Source organism: Pseudomonas sp. Ors-4-3C (assembly GCF_055755035.1).
This window is the reverse complement of the sequence record NZ_CM146900.1, coordinates 1,578,445-1,597,478: the sequence shown is the minus strand read 5'-3', so window position 1 is coordinate 1,597,478 and position 19,034 is coordinate 1,578,445. Positions and strand designations below refer to the sequence as shown.

15 protein-coding genes are annotated in these 19,034 nt (G+C 60.3%); 9 read left to right on the top strand and 6 right to left on the bottom strand.

Annotated elements, in window-relative coordinates:
- Positions 1-3: 3 nt before the first annotated feature.
- The 4 genes from nuoK to nuoN are packed head-to-tail and all read left to right on the top strand — an operon-like array spanning position 4 to position 5,205.
- A complete protein-coding gene (nuoK, locus tag ACVHNU_RS07180) occupies positions 4-312 on the top strand; it encodes an NADH-quinone oxidoreductase subunit NuoK (protein WP_003223790.1) in 309 nt (102 codons plus the stop codon).
- Positions 309-2,162, top strand: a complete 1,854-nt coding sequence (gene nuoL / locus ACVHNU_RS07175) for an NADH-quinone oxidoreductase subunit L (protein WP_473019314.1) — start codon at positions 309-311, stop codon at positions 2,160-2,162. The genes nuoK and nuoL overlap by 4 nt, the downstream gene beginning before the upstream one ends.
- A 39-nt stretch (positions 2,163-2,201) precedes the next feature.
- Positions 2,202-3,734: an NADH-quinone oxidoreductase subunit M gene (gene nuoM, locus ACVHNU_RS07170; protein WP_003223785.1), complete on the top strand. Its 1,533-nt coding sequence runs from the start codon at positions 2,202-2,204 to the stop codon at positions 3,732-3,734.
- A gap of 7 nt (positions 3,735-3,741) precedes the next feature.
- A complete protein-coding gene (gene nuoN, locus ACVHNU_RS07165) occupies positions 3,742-5,205 on the top strand; it encodes an NADH-quinone oxidoreductase subunit NuoN (RefSeq protein ID WP_338801422.1) in 1,464 nt (487 codons plus the stop codon).
- A 190-nt stretch (positions 5,206-5,395) separates the two neighbouring features.
- Here the strand turns inward: nuoN and ACVHNU_RS07160 are convergent, their stop codons facing one another.
- Entirely contained in the window at positions 5,396-5,860 is a 465-nt protein-coding gene (locus ACVHNU_RS07160) for a GNAT family N-acetyltransferase (RefSeq protein ID WP_473019313.1), read from the bottom strand.
- A 662-nt stretch (positions 5,861-6,522) separates the two neighbouring features.
- On the opposite strand from ACVHNU_RS07160, the gene ACVHNU_RS07155 reads away from it, so the two are divergent.
- Together ACVHNU_RS07155 and ACVHNU_RS07150 are read left to right on the top strand one after the other, a co-directional pair.
- On the top strand, positions 6,523-7,848 hold the full coding sequence (locus ACVHNU_RS07155; protein ID WP_473019312.1) for an OprD family porin: 1,326 nt from the start codon (positions 6,523-6,525) through the stop codon (positions 7,846-7,848).
- Between the two features lie 179 nt (positions 7,849-8,027).
- The gene (locus tag ACVHNU_RS07150) at positions 8,028-9,212 is read left to right on the top strand and encodes an acyltransferase family protein (protein WP_473019311.1); all 1,185 of its coding nucleotides are present in this window, start codon (positions 8,028-8,030) and stop codon (positions 9,210-9,212) included.
- A gap of 118 nt (positions 9,213-9,330) precedes the next feature.
- Here the strand turns inward: ACVHNU_RS07150 and ACVHNU_RS07145 are convergent, their stop codons facing one another.
- The 5 genes from ACVHNU_RS07145 to ACVHNU_RS07125 all read right to left on the bottom strand — a co-directional run bounded on the left by ACVHNU_RS07145 (position 9,331) and on the right by ACVHNU_RS07125 (position 15,822).
- Entirely contained in the window at positions 9,331-9,663 is a 333-nt protein-coding gene (locus ACVHNU_RS07145) for a DUF2790 domain-containing protein (RefSeq protein ID WP_103521748.1), read from the bottom strand.
- Between the two features lie 80 nt (positions 9,664-9,743).
- A complete protein-coding gene (locus ACVHNU_RS07140) occupies positions 9,744-9,947 on the bottom strand; it encodes a co-regulatory protein PtrA N-terminal domain-containing protein (protein WP_400498894.1) in 204 nt (67 codons plus the stop codon).
- 212 nt (positions 9,948-10,159) lie between these two features.
- Positions 10,160-13,309: a CusA/CzcA family heavy metal efflux RND transporter gene (locus ACVHNU_RS07135; RefSeq protein ID WP_473019309.1), complete on the bottom strand. Its 3,150-nt coding sequence runs from the start codon at positions 13,307-13,309 to the stop codon at positions 10,160-10,162.
- A 15-nt stretch (positions 13,310-13,324) separates the two neighbouring features.
- Positions 13,325-14,527: an efflux RND transporter periplasmic adaptor subunit gene (locus ACVHNU_RS07130; protein ID WP_473019308.1), complete on the bottom strand. Its 1,203-nt coding sequence runs from the start codon at positions 14,525-14,527 to the stop codon at positions 13,325-13,327.
- A 47-nt stretch (positions 14,528-14,574) separates the two neighbouring features.
- Positions 14,575-15,822: a TolC family protein gene (locus ACVHNU_RS07125; protein WP_473019307.1), complete on the bottom strand. Its 1,248-nt coding sequence runs from the start codon at positions 15,820-15,822 to the stop codon at positions 14,575-14,577.
- A gap of 412 nt (positions 15,823-16,234) precedes the next feature.
- Here ACVHNU_RS07125 and ACVHNU_RS07120 point away from each other — a divergent pair, with 412 nt between their 5' ends.
- From ACVHNU_RS07120 to ACVHNU_RS07110, 3 genes are all read left to right on the top strand, one after another.
- Positions 16,235-16,909, top strand: coding sequence for a heavy metal response regulator transcription factor (locus ACVHNU_RS07120; protein ID WP_003223767.1), 675 nt, complete (start codon positions 16,235-16,237; stop codon positions 16,907-16,909).
- Positions 16,906-18,339, top strand: a complete 1,434-nt coding sequence (locus tag ACVHNU_RS07115; protein ID WP_003223764.1) for a heavy metal sensor histidine kinase — start codon at positions 16,906-16,908, stop codon at positions 18,337-18,339. Before ACVHNU_RS07120 ends, ACVHNU_RS07115 begins: the two co-directional genes overlap by 4 nt.
- Positions 18,340-18,732: 393 nt before the next feature.
- Positions 18,733-18,936, top strand: a complete 204-nt coding sequence (locus tag ACVHNU_RS07110; protein ID WP_473019305.1) for a type II toxin-antitoxin system prevent-host-death family antitoxin — start codon at positions 18,733-18,735, stop codon at positions 18,934-18,936.
- Positions 18,937-19,034: the final 98 nt, after the last annotated feature.

Here is a 19,034-nt window from a genome sequence, read left to right as displayed (position 1 = left end):
GACATGCCTGCTATCCCTCTCGAACATGGTTTAGCCGTCGCCGGCATCCTGTTCTGCCTTGGTCTGGTCGGCCTGATGGTCCGCCGCAACATTTTGTTCGTGTTGATGAGTCTGGAAGTGATGATGAACGCCTCTGCCCTGGCCTTCATCGTTGCAGGCGCCCGTTGGGGCCAACCGGATGGACAGATCATGTTCATCCTGGTGATCAGCCTGGCAGCCGCCGAGGCCAGTATTGGCCTGGCGATCCTGCTGCAACTGTATCGCCGCTTCCACACGCTCGATATCGACGCTGCCAGTGAGATGCGCGGATGAACCTAATCTTTCTGACTTTTGTATTCCCTCTGATCGGTTTCCTGCTGCTGTCGTTCTCCCGTGGACGCTGGTCGGAAAACCTCTCGGCGCTGATCGGCGTGGGTTCCATTGGCTTGTCGGCGATTGTCGCCGCCTACGTCATCTGGCAATTCAACGTCGCGCCGCCCGAAGGCGGTCACTACACCCTGGTGCTGTGGAAGTGGATGGCGGTCGAAGGCTTCAAGCCTGACTTCGCTCTCTACGTCGACGGCCTGTCGATCACCATGCTCGGCGTGGTGGTGGGCGTAGGTTTCCTGATCCACCTGTTCGCGTCCTGGTACATGCGCGGCGAAGCGGGTTACTCGCGCTTCTTCTCGTACACCAACCTGTTTATCGCCAGCATGCTGTTCCTGGTGCTCGGCGATAACCTGTTGTTCCTGTACTTCGGCTGGGAAGGCGTGGGTCTGTGCTCGTACCTGTTGATCGGTTTCTACTACAGCAACCGCAACAACGGTAATGCCGCACTCAAGGCTTTCATCGTGACCCGGATCGGCGACGTGTTCATGGCCATCGGCCTGTTCATCCTGTTCCAGCAAGTGGGCACGTTGAACATCCAGGAACTGCTGGTGCTGGCACCGCAGAAATTCCAGGTCGGCGACTTCTGGATCACCCTAGCGACCTTGATGCTGCTGGGTGGTGCGGTCGGTAAATCGGCGCAACTGCCACTGCAAACCTGGCTCGCGGACGCGATGGCTGGCCCGACCCCGGTGTCGGCACTGATCCACGCTGCAACCATGGTGACCGCTGGCGTCTACCTGATCGCCCGTACCCACGGTCTGTTCACCCTGGCGCCGGAAATCCTGCACCTGGTCGGCATCGTCGGTGGTGTGACGCTGGTTCTCGCAGGTTTCGCCGCACTGGTACAAACCGACATCAAACGTATCCTCGCCTACTCGACCATGAGCCAGATCGGCTACATGTTCCTGGCGCTGGGCGTTGGTGCCTGGGATGGCGCGATTTTCCACCTGATGACCCACGCCTTCTTCAAGGCCCTGCTGTTCCTTGCGTCCGGTGCGGTGATCGTTGCCTGCCACCACGAGCAGAACATCTTCAAGATGGGCGGTCTGTGGAAAAAACTGCCACTGGCCTACGCCAGCTTCATCGTCGGTGGTGCTGCACTGGCCGCCCTGCCACTGGTCACCGCAGGCTTCTACTCCAAGGACGAAATCCTTTGGGAAGCGTTCGCCAGCGGCAACCACGGTCTGCTCTACGCAGGTCTGGTCGGCGCGTTCATGACTTCGCTGTACACCTTCCGCCTGATCTTCATCACGTTCCACGGTGAAGCCAAGACTGAAGCCCACGCCGGTCACGGCATCGCTCACTGGCTGCCACTGTCGGTACTGATCGTGCTGTCGACCTTCATCGGCGCGATGATCGTTCCACCGCTGCACGGCGTACTGCCGGAAAGCGTTGGCCATGCCGGTGGCGAAGCCAAGCACAGTCTGGAAATCGCTTCGGGCGCCATCGCCCTGGCCGGTATCCTGCTGGCGGCCCTGCTGTTCCTCGGCAAGCGTCGCTTCGTGACGGCAATCGCCAACAGCGGCATCGGCCGTTTCCTTTCGGCCTGGTGGTTCGCTGCCTGGGGCTTCGACTGGATCTACGACAAACTGTTCGTCAAGCCGTACCTTGCGATCAGCCATGTACTGCGCAGAGACCCGCTCGACCAGACCATCGGTCTGATCCCGCGTATGGCCAAAGGCGGTCACACCGCCCTGAGCCGCACCGAGACCGGTCAACTGCGTTGGTATGCCGCCTCGATGGCTGCTGGTGCCGTGCTGGTAATCGGCGTCATCGTGCTGGTAGCGGTCTGATATGAACCTTGCGAATTTGCGAAAGGAAACGAGCCCGTCATGATTCTGCCTTGGCTAATCCTGATCCCCTTCATCGGCGGCCTGCTGTGCTGGATGGGTGAGCGCTTCGGCGCTACCCTCCCCCGCTGGATTGCGCTGTTGACCATGACCCTGGAACTCGCCCTCGGCCTCTGGCTGTGGGCCCACGGTGACTATTCATTTGCTCCGGCGCCTGGCGCCGATCCGACCTGGGCGCTTGAGTTCAAGCACGTCTGGATCCAGCGCTTCGGCATCAACGTGCATCTGGCCCTCGACGGCCTGTCGCTGCTGATGATCCTGCTGACCGGCCTGCTGGGTATCCTCTCGGTACTCTGCTCGTGGAAAGAGATCCAGCGTCACGTTGGCTTCTTCCACCTGAACCTGATGTGGATCCTGGGCGGCGTTGTCGGCGTGTTCCTCGCCCTCGACCTGTTCATGTTCTTCTTCTTCTGGGAAATGATGCTGGTGCCGATGTACTTCCTCATCGCGCTCTGGGGTCACAGTTCTTCGGACGGCAAGAAAACCCGGATCTACGCAGCGACCAAGTTCTTCATCTTCACTCAGGCTTCCGGCCTGATCATGCTGGTGGCGATCCTCGGTCTGGTGCTGGTCAACTTCAACAACACTGGCGTGATTACTTTCAACTACGCCGATCTGTTGAAGACCAAGATGTCGATGACCACCGAGTACATCCTGATGCTCGGCTTCTTCATCGCCTTCGCGGTCAAGCTGCCCGTGGTGCCGTTCCACTCCTGGCTGCCTGATGCCCACGCCCAGGCGCCGACTGCCGGTTCCGTCGACCTCGCCGGTATCCTGCTGAAAACCGCTGCGTACGGCCTGCTGCGTTTCGCCCTGCCGCTGTTCCCGAATGCTTCGGCCGAGTTCGCGCCGATCGCCATGACCCTCGGTCTGATCGGGATCTTCTACGGTGCGTTCCTCGCTTTCGCGCAAACCGACATCAAGCGTCTGATCGCCTTCTCGTCCGTTTCCCACATGGGCTTCGTACTGATCGGCATCTACTCCGGCAGCCAACTGGCGCTGCAAGGTGCAGTGATCCAGATGCTGGCGCACGGTCTGTCGGCCGCGGCACTGTTTATCCTCAGCGGTCAGCTGTACGAGCGTCTGCACACCCGTGACATGCGTGAGATGGGCGGTCTGTGGTCGCGTATCGCTTACCTGCCGGCGATCAGCCTGTTCTTCGCCGCCGCCTCGCTGGGTCTGCCGGGTACCGGTAACTTCGTCGGCGAGTTCCTGATCCTGATCGGTACGTTCGCCAGTGCGCCATGGATCACGGCGATTGCCACCTCCGGTCTGGTGTTCGGTTCGGTCTACTCGCTGATCATGATCCACCGTGCCTACTTCGGTCCGTCGAAATCGGATTCGATCCTGCACGGCATGGACGGTCGCGAACTGATCATGGTGCTGGGCCTTGCGGTGCTGCTGATTTACCTCGGCGTTTACCCGCAACCGTTCCTCGACACTTCCGCCGCCACGATGCATGGCGTGCAGCAGTGGCTCGGCACCGCCTTCACTCAACTCGCTTCGGCCCGGTAAGAGCGCTATGGAATTCACGATTCAACACTTTATTGCGCTTGCGCCACTGTTGATCACCAGCCTCACCATTATCGTGGTGATGCTGGCAATCGCCTGGCGCCGCAACCACTCGCAGACCTTCCTGATCTCGGTCGCCGGTCTGAACCTGGCCTTGTTGTCGATCCTGCCAGCCCTGAAAGTCGCGCCTCTGGCCGTGACGCCACTGCTGCAAGTCGACACCTTCGCCTGCCTGTACATGGCGCTGATCCTGGTCGCCACCCTCGCCTGTGTAACCCTCGCCCACGCCTACCTCGGCGATGGCGGTTCGGGTTACCCGGGCAACCGTGAAGAACTGTACCTGCTGATCCTGATGGCCGCCGCCGGTGGTCTGGTTCTGGTCAGCGCGCAGCACTTGGCCGGGCTGTTCATCGGTCTGGAACTGCTGTCGGTGCCGGTCTACGGTCTGGTGGCTTATGCCTTCTTCAACAAGCGTTCGCTGGAAGCCGGCATCAAGTACATGGTGCTGTCCGCGGCCGGTTCCGCGTTCCTGTTGTTCGGTATGGCCCTGCTCTACGCTGACGCCGGCACCCTGAGCTTCAACGGTATCGGTCAGGCCCTGGCGACCACCAACCTGCCGAGCTCGCTGGCGCAGTTGGGTCTGGGCATGATGCTGATCGGTCTGGCGTTCAAGCTGTCGCTGGTACCGTTCCACCTGTGGACCCCGGACGTCTACGAAGGTGCTCCGGCACCAGTCGCCGCGTTCCTCGCCACGGCGTCGAAGGTTGCCGTGTTCGCGGTGATGGTGCGTCTGTTCCAGATCTCCCCTGCCGCGAGCAGTGGCGTGCTGAGCGACGTGCTGAGCGTGATCGCCATCGCCTCGATCCTGTTCGGTAACCTGCTGGCCCTGACCCAGAGCAACCTCAAGCGTCTGCTCGGTTACTCGTCCATCGCACACTTCGGCTACCTGCTGATTGCCCTGGTGGCGAGCAAGGGTCTGGCGGTGGAAGCCATCGGCGTGTACCTGGTCACCTACGTGATCACCAGCCTCGGCGCGTTCGGCGTGATCACTCTGATGTCGTCGCCGTACAACGGCCGTGACGCCGACGCGCTGTACGAGTACCGCGGCCTGTTCTGGCGCCGTCCGTACCTGACCGCCGTTCTGACCGTGATGATGCTGTCCCTGGCCGGTATCCCGCTGACTGCCGGCTTCATCGGCAAGTTCTACATCATCGCTACCGGCGTCGAGTCGCACCAATGGTGGCTGGTCGGTTCGCTGGTACTGGGCAGCGCCATCGGCGTGTTCTACTACCTGCGCGTGATGGTCACCCTGTACCTGATCGAACCGAACCTGCGCCGCCACGACGCCCAGCTGCACTGGGAACAGAAGGCTGGCGGCGTAATGCTGCTGGCCATCGCCCTGGTCGCTTTCTTCCTGGGTGTGTACCCGCAGCCATTGCTGACTCTGGTTCAGCAGGCGGGTCTGACGGGCTGATATTCGGCTGGCTGGAAACGGAAACGGCACCTTCGGGTGCCGTTTTTGTTTTACGGATTCTATGTAGCAACAAATAACCTGTGGCGAGGGAGCTTGCTCCCGCTGGGACGCGAAGCGGCCCCGCTGTTCAGTTGAGAAGTGGGGCCTGCTACGCAGTCCAGCGGGAGCAAGCTCCCTCGCCACAATGGCATCACAGTTTCTTCACCATTGGCACGCAGGCCAGTTGCAAACCTGAAGGCGATTGATAAATCGCACTCTCCTCCCCGACATAACCACAGCGACGATAAAAGTCGACCGCATTCAACGTCGCGTCTAGACACACCTCGGTCAGCCCGAGATTCCGCGCCAGATCTTCGAGAAAGAACAGAACACGCTTGCCCAGCCCACGCTGCATGAAATCCGGGCGAATGAAGATCGCGCCGATTTCACGGTAATCCAGATCGAGCATGCCGGTCGCTACAGCCTCACCCTGAATGCAGCCCAGATAAAAGTGTTTTTCCATCAGCGTGTCGTAGCCGTCTTCGGCCGCCCCTTTGGTCCAGTCGAGCATTTGCTGCTGGCTGTACGCACCGATGCATTGGTGCCGGATGGCCAGGCGCCGAATGTCGAACGCGATCCGCGCATCGTCCGGGGTCGCTCTTCTGATGTCGAACATTTCTCTCTCCATGAGGTATGTGCAGACGGGAATCAACCTGCGAAGGTAACAGCCATTTCTGCACAAATGTGGATCAATCAGTCCACATTTCCACAGATGCCGTGGCAAACCCGGATCATTGTGGGAGTGTGGCTCGCCCGCGAAGGCGTCGGCACATTCAATATCTTCATTGCCCGACACTCCGCTTTCGCGAGCAAGCCCGCTCCCACAGGTTACGTGTCGTTCACAGCCCTTATGGCAACCCCGATTACCGTGGGAGCGTGGCTTGCCCGCGAAGGCGTCGGCACCTTCAATATCTTCATTGCCCGACACTCCGCTTTCGCGAGCAAGCCCGCTCCCACAGGTTACGTGTCGTTCACAGCCCTTATGGCAACCCCCGATTACCGTGGGAGCGTGGCTTGCCCGCGAAGGCGTCGGCACCTTCAATATCTTCATTGCCCGACACTCCGCTTTCGCGAGCAAGCCCGCTCCCACAGGTTTGCGTGGCGTTCACAAAACCCAGGTTCAGCCACATGACGAAATTGTAATTCCCCCATCACCTTGGCGTTATCCGCAGCTTGCAACGATGTGACCCGGCGACCAATGCCGGCGGGCCTTTGCCCGTCGAACAATAAAACCACGCCGACGCACGTTCCCGTTCTGCCGAACCCAAGGAGTGTTTGATGGTTAACAATACAAAAATGTCGATGGCCGCTTTAGCGGTGGTGGTCGGCTCCGGGCCGTCCATGGTGTTTGCAGAAGACAAGCCCGAAGGCTTTGTCGAAGGCAGCAGCCTGACGGTGCTCAACCGCAACTTCTACTTCAATCGTGATCACCGCAACGGCCAGTCCAGCCCAACCGGCAACGGTTATTCCGAAGCCTGGGCGCATGCGGTCATCAGCAAGTTCGAATCCGGTTTCACCCAAGGCACCGTCGGGGTCGGTGTCGACGCATTTGCCATGCTCGGCTTGAAACTCGACACCGGTGACGGCCGCAACGGCGGGCGCAGTTCGTTCGATATGCTGCCGGTCAACAGTGACGGCCAGGCGCGGGATGAATACACCAAGATCGGTGGCGCCGCCAAAGTGCGGGCCTTCGATACCGTGGTCAAGGTCGGTGATGTGTTCCCGGCCAACCCGGTGGTGGCCGCAGGTGATTCGCGCCTGCTGCCGGAAAGCTTTCGCGGTGTGACGGCGACCAACACCAGCATCGACGGTCTGTCCATTCAGGGCGGTCGTTTGCATGCGATGAGCCAACCGGTGTCCAGCGACATGCGCGAAAATTTCGCCACGTTCTACGCCGGCCCGGTCAATTCGCCGTGGATCGCTTATGGCGGGGGCGACTACGTGCTGAACAAGAACCTCAGTTTCAGCCTGTACTCCAGCCGCCTCAAGGATGCCTGGAATCAGTATTACGCCGGCACCGCCTGGACCTATCCGCTGGCGGACGACCTGTCGCTGTTCGGCGGCCTGAACTATTACAAGGCGGTCGACGAAGGCAAGCAACTGCTCGGCCAATTCGACAACAACATCTGGAGCGGCCGCGTCGGGATGAAACTCGGTGCGCACTCCGTCGCCCTCTCCCACCAGCGCAACAACGGCAACGACGACTTCGATTACCTGCGCCAGTCCGACTCGATCTTTCTCGATAACTCGATCCAGTACAGCGACTTCAACTCGCCGAAGGAACGTTCGTGGATGGTGCGCTACGACCTCGACATGAGCCCTTACGGCGTACCCGGTCTGTCGTTCATGACCCGTTACGCACGCGGCACCGACGGCGACTACTCCAACGCCAACGCCGTGTACATGCGCCGCGATGCCGAAGGCAATCCGCTGACCGACCAGAAGCGCTGGGAGCGTGACGTCGAAGTCAAATACGTGGTGCAGAGCGGTTCGATGAAAGACCTGTCGCTGCGTTTGCGCCAGGCCACCACCCGCGCCACGGCGTTCGAGTCCGACCTGGATGAAGTGCGGGTGATCGTCGAATACCCGCTGGCGATTCTCTGAGTTTCCCGAGCAATACCATTCACCTTTAGAAGCTCCTTGCTCCTTTGGTCAGAGGTGAATTTTTTGGCGTCCTTCGGGGCGCCTTTTTTTGCCCTGGGAAAAATCATCGTTTTCTTGACCGAACCGCAAGCCACCTGCCATCTTCGCCTGCGCTGACCAACAAGAATAACGAGGGACCGATGAGTAGCCGTAAGAACCTGGAAATCGAGTACTTGCGAGGGGCTGCTGTGGCCATGACCTTCTTGTGCCATGTCACCATGATGCTGCCGTTCCATACCGATACGCTGCTGAGAATATTCTCGATTTTCATGCCCTGGACCGGTGTCGACCTGTTCTTCTGCATTTCCGGTTTCGTGGTCAGCAAGGCCTATCTGGACCATTTCGACCAACAGCGCGCCCAGGGTCAGTTCGGTCTGGCAACGGCCTGTTTCTGGCTGCGCCGCGCCTATCGTCTGCTGCCCACAGCATGGCTCTGGATACTGATTCCGCTGTTGTTTTCCGTTATTTTCAACCAATCGAACGCCTTTGGTTCGTGGTACGACAATCTGCGCAGTTTCACCGCCGTCGCGACCTTCAGCGGCAATCTGGCGATGCATTACAACTCGCTGCTGGGCCCCAGCCCTCAATACTGGAGCCTGGCGCTCGAAGAGCAGTTTTACTTCGTATTTCCGTTTTTTCTGCTGTTTGTCACGGCCCCGCGTTGGCGGATCATCGCCCTGTTCGCACTGATTGCGTTGCAGTTCGGTATTGATCGAAACCCCTACGGCCAGCCTGCGAGCATCCTCACGCACTTCCGTCTGGATGCAATGCTCTGGGGAATTCTCTTGTGCCTGTTCACCCGTACCCGCCTCTATCGGCAGATAGAACCGGTCGGGCTGGGTCAGGGGACGATCAAACCGCTGCTTTGCACGCTGTTCCTGCTGTACATGCTGGGCTCTGTCGCCATCCAGCTGATTGCCATGCCCATTGCTGTCGGCATCGTCGCGATGGTCGCGGTATTGATTGTCTGGCTGGCGAGTTATCAGAAGGGCTACATCTACTGCCCGGCGTTCATGCGCGGTCTCATGCAGTGGCTCGGCTCACGGTCGTATGGGCTCTACGTGATCCACGTTTTCACCAATCACCTGAGTACAGAGATCTGGACGCGTGTTGCCGCCAACCAAGGCGTGCCGCTGGATGGGCGTTTCACCCTTGAGCTGTTACTGACGTCGGTGGGTCTGCTGGTGCTGCTGAGCGAACTCAACTACCGCTTTATCGAAACCCCTCTGCGTCTGCGCGGCGCCGAGATTGCCCGACGCAAGTTGAACCAGGAAGCGTCTCCGCTCCCGGCCACTGTCGACGTCGAGCCCTTGCCGACCAAGTAACCCTACTTGAACACAAAGGCTAGAGAGCTGACGTCCGAAGGACAACCTGAAAACATTGTGGGAAGGTTCTGCTTTTCCCACACAACTTTTAAATGCAGCTCCGGGGATCAGGTGTTGGTTAGCCACCACTGTTGCGGCACACGCCTGCCACGCTGTACTTGAGCGTATTGAGCTGCCCTTGCGAGTCTTCGTAAGTCATGGCCGTCGGCACCACCGAGCAAGCCGGTTGCGGCTTCACCACGCTGACGATTTTCACCACGTCGAGCTGCATGCCGTATTCGTATTCCTTGACCACCGGCGCCGCTTTGCCGCGTTCAGCCGCGTATTGTTCCATGGCTTTGGCGTTGGCGCTGAAAGCGCGCTCGAAGGTGCGATCACCGCCGCCCTCGGCCAGTGCATTCACGGACATCGCCATGACGCTGGCAAACACGATCGACTTAAGCATTTTCATCTCCATTTCCTTCCCTTCCAGGCCCGAAAAAAAGCCCGGCATCGATGCGCGATGACGGGCTTGCGCAGGTTCAGGCCGCGTTAAAGATCCTGAGTTTTCTGGTCGTTCTTTTCATTGACCACCACCGGGTTGGCAGCGGCTTTTTCCTTGGCCACGAACAGCTCCACGGCGCGGTCGTTGGCGGTCATCATCCGGTCGAAGGTGCGGTCACCACCGCCTTCGGCCATGGCCAGTGACGACAGCATCAGGACGGTTGCGAAGGCACTCAGTTGGGCGAATTTCATGGTTGATTCCTCGTTTAAGTAACTGACGGGATCAAGGTAACAAGGTGAACCTTTCGTGACGGTGGCGGGGGAATTACATATCCGTTATCTGCCGGATCAGTGCACGGAACCCATGTGGGAGCGGGCTTGCTCGCGAAAGCGGTGTGTCATCCAACATTGATGTCGACTGACACGGCCTCTTCGCGAGCAAGCCCGCTCCCACAGGAGATCACCTACTCAGACGGTACGGTGTCCTCATCCCGGCGATGGGCGATCTGGTACAGCGCGGGCAAGATCAGCAACGTGAGGATCGTTGAGGACAGAATTCCGCCGATCACCACGGTTGCCAGTGGCCGCTGCACCTCGGCGCCGGTGCCGGTCGCCAGCGCCATCGGAATAAACCCCAGCGACGCCACCAGTGCGGTCATCAACACTGGCCGCAAGCGCGTCAGCGCGCCGACGTTGATTGCCTCCGTCAGTGAGCGCCCTTCCTCGCGCAAATTGCGAATGAACGCGATCATCACCAAACCGTTGAGCACCGCCACCCCGGACAACGCGATAAACCCCACGCCAGCGGAAATCGACAACGGAATATCCCGCAGCCACAGCGCCATCACCCCTCCGGTCAAGGCAAACGGAATCCCGGTAAACACCAGCAAGCCGTCCTTCAGATTGTTGAACATCATGAACAGCAACCCGAACACCAGCAGCAACGCCACCGGCACCACAATCTGCAAGCGCTTGGCCGCCGACTGCAGTTGCTCGAACTGCCCGCCCCAGCTGGTCCAGTAACCGGCCGGCACCTGCACCTCGCGCTCGATCAGCGCACCCGCGTCGCTGACGAACGAGCCGATATCGCGCCCGCGCACGTTGGCGCTGACGATCACCAGACGCTTGCCGTTTTCGCGGCTGACCTGGTTCGGCCCGAGTACCAGATCGAGGCTGGCGACGTCCTTCAGGGCGATAAAACCGATCTGATTCGCCGCACCGCTCAGCGCCGGCACCGGAATCAGCAGCGCCGACAAGCCGTCGATGTCCTTGCGCATCGCGTCGGACAAACGCACCACCATGTCGAAGCGCCGATCACCCTCGTACAAAGTGCCAGCCTGCCGTCCCCCCACTGCGACGGCGATGGTGTCCTGCACATCGCCAACGTTGAGGCCATAACGCGCCGCCTTGTCGCGATCGATATTGATGGTCAGCACCGGCAGCCCGGTGGTCTGCTCGACCTTCACTTCAGAGGCGCCGTTGACCTTCTGCATCGCCGCCGCGATCTTCGCCGCCGTGGCGTTGAGCACGTCCATGTCATCGCCGAACACCTTGACCGCGACATCGCTGCGCACGCCGGAGATCAGTTCGTTGAAGCGCAACTGGATCGGCTGCGACAGCTCATAGTTACTGCCCGGCAACGTCGCGGCGGCTTGTTGCAACTCGGCCATCAGGGTTTCGCGAGACTTTTTCGGGTCTGGCCATTGGTCCTTGGGCTTGAGCATCACGTAGCTGTCGGAGATGTTCGGCGGCATCGGGTCGGAAGCGATTTCCGCCGTACCGGTGCGGGCGAACACCCGTTCAACCTCCGGCACTTTGGCCAGGATCAGCGTCTCCAGACGCTGCTGCATGTCCACCGATTGCGTCAGGCTGGTGCCCGGCACGCGCAGCGCTTGCAGGGCGAAATCCCCCTCACTGAGGCTCGGCACAAACTCGCTGCCCATGCGGCTGGTGAGCACGCCGCTGAGCACGATCACCGCCAACGCCACGCCCACGGCCACCGCGCGATGCGCCATGACCCAGGCCAGCGCCGGCGCATAAATACGACGGGCGCCGCGCATCACCGCACCCTCCTCTTCCTTGACCTTGCCGGTGACGAACAGCGCAATCGCTGCCGGCACAAAGGTCACCGACAGCAGCATCGCACCGAGCAGCGCGATGACCACGGTGAACGCCATCGGGTGGAACATTTTCCCTTCGACGCCGCTCAACGCGAAGATCGGCAGGTACACCACCATGATGATCAACTGGCCGAAAATCAGCGGTCGCCGCGCCTCTTTCGCTGCCGCAAAGACTTCCTTGAAACGCTCGGCACGGGTCAGCAAGCGCCCGTGATGCTGCTGCGCGTGGGCCAGGCGACGCAGGGTGTTTTCGACGATCACCACCGCACCGTCGACGATGATCCCGAAGTCCAGCGCCCCGAGGCTCATCAGGTTGGCACTGACCTTGTTGCTGAACATCCCGGTGAAGGTGAACAGCATCGACAGCGGAATCACCATCGCGGTGATCAACGCGGCGCGGATGTTGCCGAGGAACAGGAACAGAATCGCGATCACCAGAATCGCGCCTTCGATCAGGTTCTTTTTCACCGTGGCGATGGCTTTGTCGACCAGGTGCGTGCGGTCATACACCGGCACCGCGATCACGCCTTTGGGCAAGGATTTGTTGATCTGTTCCAGCTTGCTGGCCACCGCTTGCGAAACGGTGCGGCTGTTCTCGCCGATCAACATGAACACCGTGCCCAGCACCACTTCACGACCGTTTTCGGTGGCCGCACCGCTGCGCAATTCACGGCCGATTTCCACGCTGGCGACGTTCTTCACCCGGATCGGCGTGCCATCGACGTTGGCCATGACGATGTTGGCGATGTCCTCGGTGCTCGCCACCTGCCCCGGCGCACGGATCAGCAATTGCTCGCCGCTGCGCTCGATGTACCCGGCGCCGACATTGGCGTTGTTACGCTCCAGCGCGGTGATCAGATCGGTGAGCGTGAGCTTGTACGCGGCGAGGCGTTTCGGGTCCGGCGCGATCTGGTATTCCTTGGCAAACCCGCCGATGGTGTTGATCTCGGCGACACCCGGCACGTTGCGCAATTGCGGCTTGATGATCCAGTCCTGAATCACTCGCAGATCGGTCGGCGTGTAGGCGCTGCCGTCTTCCTTCAGCGCGCCCTCCTGGGCTTCCACCGTCCATAAAAAGATCTCACCGAGGCCGGTGGAGATCGGCCCCATCACCGCTTCCGCGCCTTCGGGCAATTGCTCCTTGGCGATCTGCAAGCGCTCGTTGACCAGTTGGCGAGCGAAGAACAGGTCGGTGCCGTCCTTGAAGATCACCGTCACTTGCGACAGGCCCGAGCGCGACAGCGAACGGGTCTGCTCCAGCGCCGGCAACCCGGCCATCGCGGTTTCAATCGGGAAAGTAATGCGCTGCTCGGTCTCCAGCGGCGAGAATCCGGCGGCGCCGGTGTTGATCTGCACCTGGACATTGGTGATGTCGGGCACGGCGTCGATCGGCAGCTTTTGATAACTGGCGATGCCGAGGCCGGCCATGAGCAGAACGGCGAGCAACACGATGATGCGCTGCTCGATGGCAAACTGGATCAGGCGTTCGAACATGGGAACCTTCCAGAATTAATGACTGTGCTCGGCTGAGGCTTTGCCCAGCTCCGACTTGAGGACGAAGCTGCCGGCGCTGGCGACTTGCACGCCCGGTTCCAGCCCTTGGGTGACTTCGACGTGGCCAGCGGCGCGGCTGCCCAGTTCCACCGTCTGCGCCTTGAAGCCGTCGTCGGTACGGACGAACACCGTGGGTTTGTCCTCGACGGTCTGGATCGCGGTTTCCGGCACCGCGACTTTGGCCTGGCGGCTGTCGGTGGCGACACGCGCGGTCACGAACAGCCCCGGGCGCCATGAGCCCTGCGGGTTCTCCAGCGTCACGCGCACGGTCGCGGTGCGCGTTTGTTCGCCGAGCAGACTGCCGACGTACGCCACGCTGCCAGTGACTTCAGCTTGCAATTCCGGCGCGCTCACGGTGACGGTTTTGCCCACCTGCACCTGGGTCAGCTCCTTGGGCGAAACGCCGAACGTGACCCACACGCGGGACAAGTCCGAAAGGGTGAAAGCGGCCGTGGTTTCATCGACCACCTCGCCCGGCGTCAGGTGTTTTTCCACCACCACGCCATCGAACGGTGCGCGCAGTTCGTAGCGATTGCCGCCGGTGGCGACCACGCTGCCGCTGAGTACGCTGATTTTCTGCCGGGCGTTGTTCATGGCGATTTCCGCCTCTTCCAACGCTTGCTTCGCCTGGAGGAAATCCTGTTCGGCGGAGATCTTGTCCTGCCAGAGCTTTTTCTCGCGTTCGTAGGTGGTGCGCGCCAACGTCAAGCGACGTTGCGCGGCGGCCTGCTCGCTGCGCTGATCGGAAATCTGCTGACTGGCGATCACTGCCAGCAACTGGCCCTTCTTCACCGCTTGCCCGAGGTTGACCGCCACCGACTCGACCACCCCCGGCACGCGCGGCACGACGTGCGCGGTGCGGTCTTCGTCGAAGCGCACTTCGCCGGGGAACGACAGGCCGAGACTGATGCTCTGCGTCCGCGCCTCGGCCAGTTGAATGCCTGCCGCCGCGATCTGCTCGGTACTCAATTCGATGTGGCCTTCTTCGGCATGTTCGCCTTCGGCGGCCGCGCCCTCCTCGGCGTGATCGGCGTGATCGGCGTGCTCCGCCGCTTCATCGGCATGCGCGTCGATATTTGAATTGGCCGGCCACATCGAGCCGATGCCAATGCCCAGCGCCAAGGTCGCGACCGCGACCACCAGCAGTTTTTTATCCATGGAAACTCCTCTGCGCCGTGCTTCGCGCAGTTGTCTGAAAATGAAATTCAAGGGCTGACGCTGAGGTCGCCGAAGATCCGTTCGAGGCGCACGCGGGCGTCGGTCGCCTCGCTGACGGCCTGGATGTATTGGCTGCGCGCGGCAATCAGGGTGCGTTGGGCATCGAGTACATCGAGGAAGCCGAATTTGCCCATTTCGAAACCACGGGTGGCGCTGTCCACTGCACTTTGTGCGGCGGGCAGGATGCTCTGATTGAACGCGTTGACTTCGCCATTGGCGGTCTGCCATTGCTCAAGGCTGGTCTGGACTTCGGTGCGCAAACGCAGCTCGGTGGCGTTGCGCAGATCCCGCGCCTGATCGCTGCGCCGTGCGGCGGCGAGCACGTTGCCCTGATTGCGGTTGAACAGCGGAATCGGCATCGACAGCCCGACCACGTTGACTCGCTCACGCTCCGTTTCGCTGTACTGGCTGCCAATGCTCACGGTCAGGTCGGGAATGCGCTGCGACTTTTCCAGGCCCAACGATGCTTCGCGTTGATCGATCTGCAGTTTCGCCAGACGCAGCTCGGCGGTCTGGTTCAGACGCTCGAGCAAACGACTGGGCGGCGGCAGCGTGGCGAGGTGTTGCGTCGCGGCTTGCACATTGGTCGAAGTCGGCAACGGTGCGCCCATGACTTGCGCCAGTTGCTGATAGGCGTTGGCCTGATCGCGCTCGGCGCGGCTCACCTCCAGGCGCACTTCCGAGAGCTGCACCTGCGCTCGCGTGCCTTCGACCGGCGACGATTTGCCGGCCTCGATGCGCCCCTGAGCAACGCGCAAACCGTGCTCGGCCAGTTGCAGTGACTGGCGCGACAACTGCAAGCGTTGCTGCGCGGTTTGCGCGCTGTTGAACGCCTGGATCACATCGGCGCGCAAGGCATTGCGCTTGCGCTCCAGTTCGATACCGGCGGCGTCCTGCGCACGGCTGGCGACATCGATGCGCGCACCGCGTTTGCCGCCCAGTTCGATCGACTGGCTGAGCATCACCGTGGTAGTGCGCGAGTCGCGTCGGGTGTCTTCGGCTTCCCACGACACCTCGGGATTGGGGATCAGCCCAGCCTGTTGGCGGTCGCCCTCGGCTATGCCGATTTCCCACTGCGCGGCGGCGAGATCGGGGTTGCCGGCGAAGGCACTTTGCAGCGCCTGATCCAGCGTCAGGGTCGATGCGCTGGTCAGGCTGCTACACGCCAACAACAAGAGGCCGCTGGCGGTTTTGTTCAGGCGTGATCGCGCCGTCAGTTCGATTAAACCGGGCAATGGAGGACTTCCTTTAATACGGGATTTTTCGATGCCGCCACGTTAGGGTTTTGAACTTATCGACAAGGTGACTGAAACATTACAAATCCGTTATCCACGGTTTGGCAAAGTTGTTTTGTTCTAGGATGCGAAGTGCAAACGGCTTTGCCGTAATACATGGAAACAAATACTCGGTAGTTATCTGCCGAACAGCACTTGCCTGAATGCAATACATGTCTATTGGCGCATTCAGACTGCGACAGGCTGTCGCGGATAGCCGTTTTAAAGGCCTCCGAGATTGACCCTGTAGCCACTACAGCCTTTACCGTGTTCGTCATTCAGTTATCGAACAGCGTCCGGAAGAACTTACAAAAACCATAATTTTCCCGGCCACCTTAATTAAATATCCCTTAAATAAAAGTGGTGAAAGATCATGCGAATCCTTGTCGTCGAGGACGAGCTTAAAGCTGCCGAATACTTGCATCAGGGTTTGACCGAAAGTGGTTATATCGTTGACCACGCCGCCACCGGTGCCGATGGATTGCATCTGGCGCAACAGCAGGCGTATGACCTGATCATTCTCGACGTGAACTTGCCGGAACTGGACGGCTGGGGCGTGCTGGAACAACTGCGTCGTACCCACTCGACGCGGGTGATGATGCTCACCGCGCGCGGGCGGCTGGCGGACAAAATTCGTGGTCTGGATCTGGGCGCCGACGACTATCTGGTCAAGCCGTTCGAGTTTCCCGAATTGCTCGCGCGGGTACGCACCCTGATGCGCCGCAGTGAAAATATCCCGGTGCCGCAAGTGTTGAAAGTCGCTGATCTGGAGCTTGATCCGGGCCGGCATCGGGCGTTTCGTGGCGAGCAGCGCATCGACCTGACCACCAAGGAATTCGCCCTGCTGCACTTGCTGATGCGCCAGTCCGGCGAGGTGCTGACCCGTACGCAAATCATCTCGCTGGTGTGGGACATGAATTTCGACTGCGACACCAACGTGGTCGAAGTGTCGATCCGGCGCTTGCGGGCGAAGATCGATGACCCGTTCGACAACAAGCTGATCCACACCCTGCGCGGTGTCGGCTACGTGCTGGAGGCGCGGGAATGAAGCCGGCCAGCCTGTCGATGCGCCTCGGTCTGACCGTGAGTATTCTCGGCGCGCTGTTGGTGGTGTTTCTGGCGATCCTCGCCTATTTCGCCCTGACCCATGAGCTGAATGCGCTGTCCCGCGACAGCCTGGACAAGAAGATGGCGCAGGTTGAACACAGCCTGTCGCTGTACGTCGACGCCAATGAAGTCAGTGGCAAGCCGCACATTCTGCTCGATCAGGTCATGGGCCATGACAACCTGACGCTGACGATTTATGACCGTTCGAACCTGCGTTCGCCGCTGCTGAAATCCGGCTCAGGACTGAAGGATCCGCGCGCCGAGTTACGCGCGGTGCGAGCCGCCACCGAGCAATTGACCTACAGCGACAGCAGCGATGGCGAGGGTGCGAAATTCCTTACCGCGTCAAAGCTGATTCGCCTCAAGGATGGCAGCCGCGTGCCGGTGCTGCTGTCGATGGACAACGCGCATGATCAGGCGCTACTCAGCGCCTACCTGCGCTCGACGCTGATTGCCTTGCCGCTGTTGCTGGTGTTCATCGGCCTGACGGCGTGGGGCGCGGTGCAGCGCGGATTGGCGCCGCTGCGCGAATTTCGCAAGGTGGCGGCGATGGTCTCGACTCAGGATCTGGATCATAGGCTGTCGGTGGTGAACATGCCGCAGGAGCTGAGTGAACTGGCACAGGGCATCAACTTCATGCTGCATCGGCTGGATGCCGGGGTGCAGCAGTTGTCGCAGTTCTCCGATGACCTGGCGCATGAGTTGCGCACGCCGATCAACAACCTGATGGGCAAGGCGCAGGTGACGCTATCTCGCGAGCGCACGACCGGGGAATACCAGGACGTGTTGGTGTCCTGCACCGAGGAGCTGGAGCGCGTGGCGCGGATTGTTTCCGACATGCTGTTTCTCGCGCAGGTCAGTCATCCGTCGGCGCTGGCGCCGTTTGAATCGGTGGCGCTGGAGGATGAAGCGGCGAAGGTCGCGGAGATGTTTTCGCTGTCGGCGCAGGACAAGCAGATTCATTTGAATGTTGTTGGTTGCGCATCGGTGCTGGGCGATCGGTTGATGATCCAGCGGGCGATTTCCAATCTGCTGTCGAATGCGCTGCGTCATTGCCCGAACGGCAAAACCATCACCTTGCTGATCGAGCAAGGCGCGACGCAGGCTTCACTGCTGGTCAGCAATCCCGGCGCCGGCATCGAGGCGCAACACCTGCCGCATCTATTCGACCGCTTCTACCGCGTCGACAGCGCCCGCTCGCGCTCGCAGGGCAGCACCGGGCTGGGACTGGCGATCGTGCGTTCGATCATGAGCCTGCATCAGGGCGTGGCGGAGGTGAAGAGCTTGCCCGGCGTCATGACCGTATTCCGCCTCGGTTTTCCCGCGGCGACACCCATGGCCCCATCGCTTGCAGGCAAGCTCCCACAGTGATTTGCGGGGTACTCAGGTTTTGTGACCACCACTGAAACCTGTAGGCCTTCGCCTGCTCGCGATGGCGGTGGGTCCTGCAACATCTGCACTGCCTGATACTGAGCCTTCGCGAGCAAGCTCGCTCCCACAGGGACAGTAGTCATTCACAAAATGTGTGGACGCCGCCAAAACCTGTGGGAGCGAGCTTGCTCGCGAAAGCGTCGGATCAGGCGATATCCATGTTGAATGCCAGAATGGGAATCGGAAGTTTTGTACGATTTTTTACCGATACGCTTTCGTCTCCGCACAAACTCCGAAAGCTCCCGCCCAAACATCCGCCTCGTCCTACAGCCAGCCTTGAGTGGGTAGTTTTATGGTGAAGGTCTTTGCAGGTAGAAGAACGATGGGGGCACTATGAGCAGAGACATGTTTTGTGAGTTGGTTGCAGAAATCGAGACTTTGGCAGTCCAAGGTCGGGCGCAGCGCCTTCTCGCTCACACACGAAAAACCGGCACACCACGAATTGGCGCTATGAAAGGCAAGTTGGTGCTGCCTGAAGATTTCGATTCGTCATTGCCTGACGCCATGCTTGATACCTTTGAAGAAACCCAAGCATGAAGCTGGCATTGACCGATGCCCTTTAGTAGCTGCTGCAGTGGGCAGGGTATTTTTGAGTTTTGTGAACACCACTGCAATCTGTGGGATTGCTTGCCTGC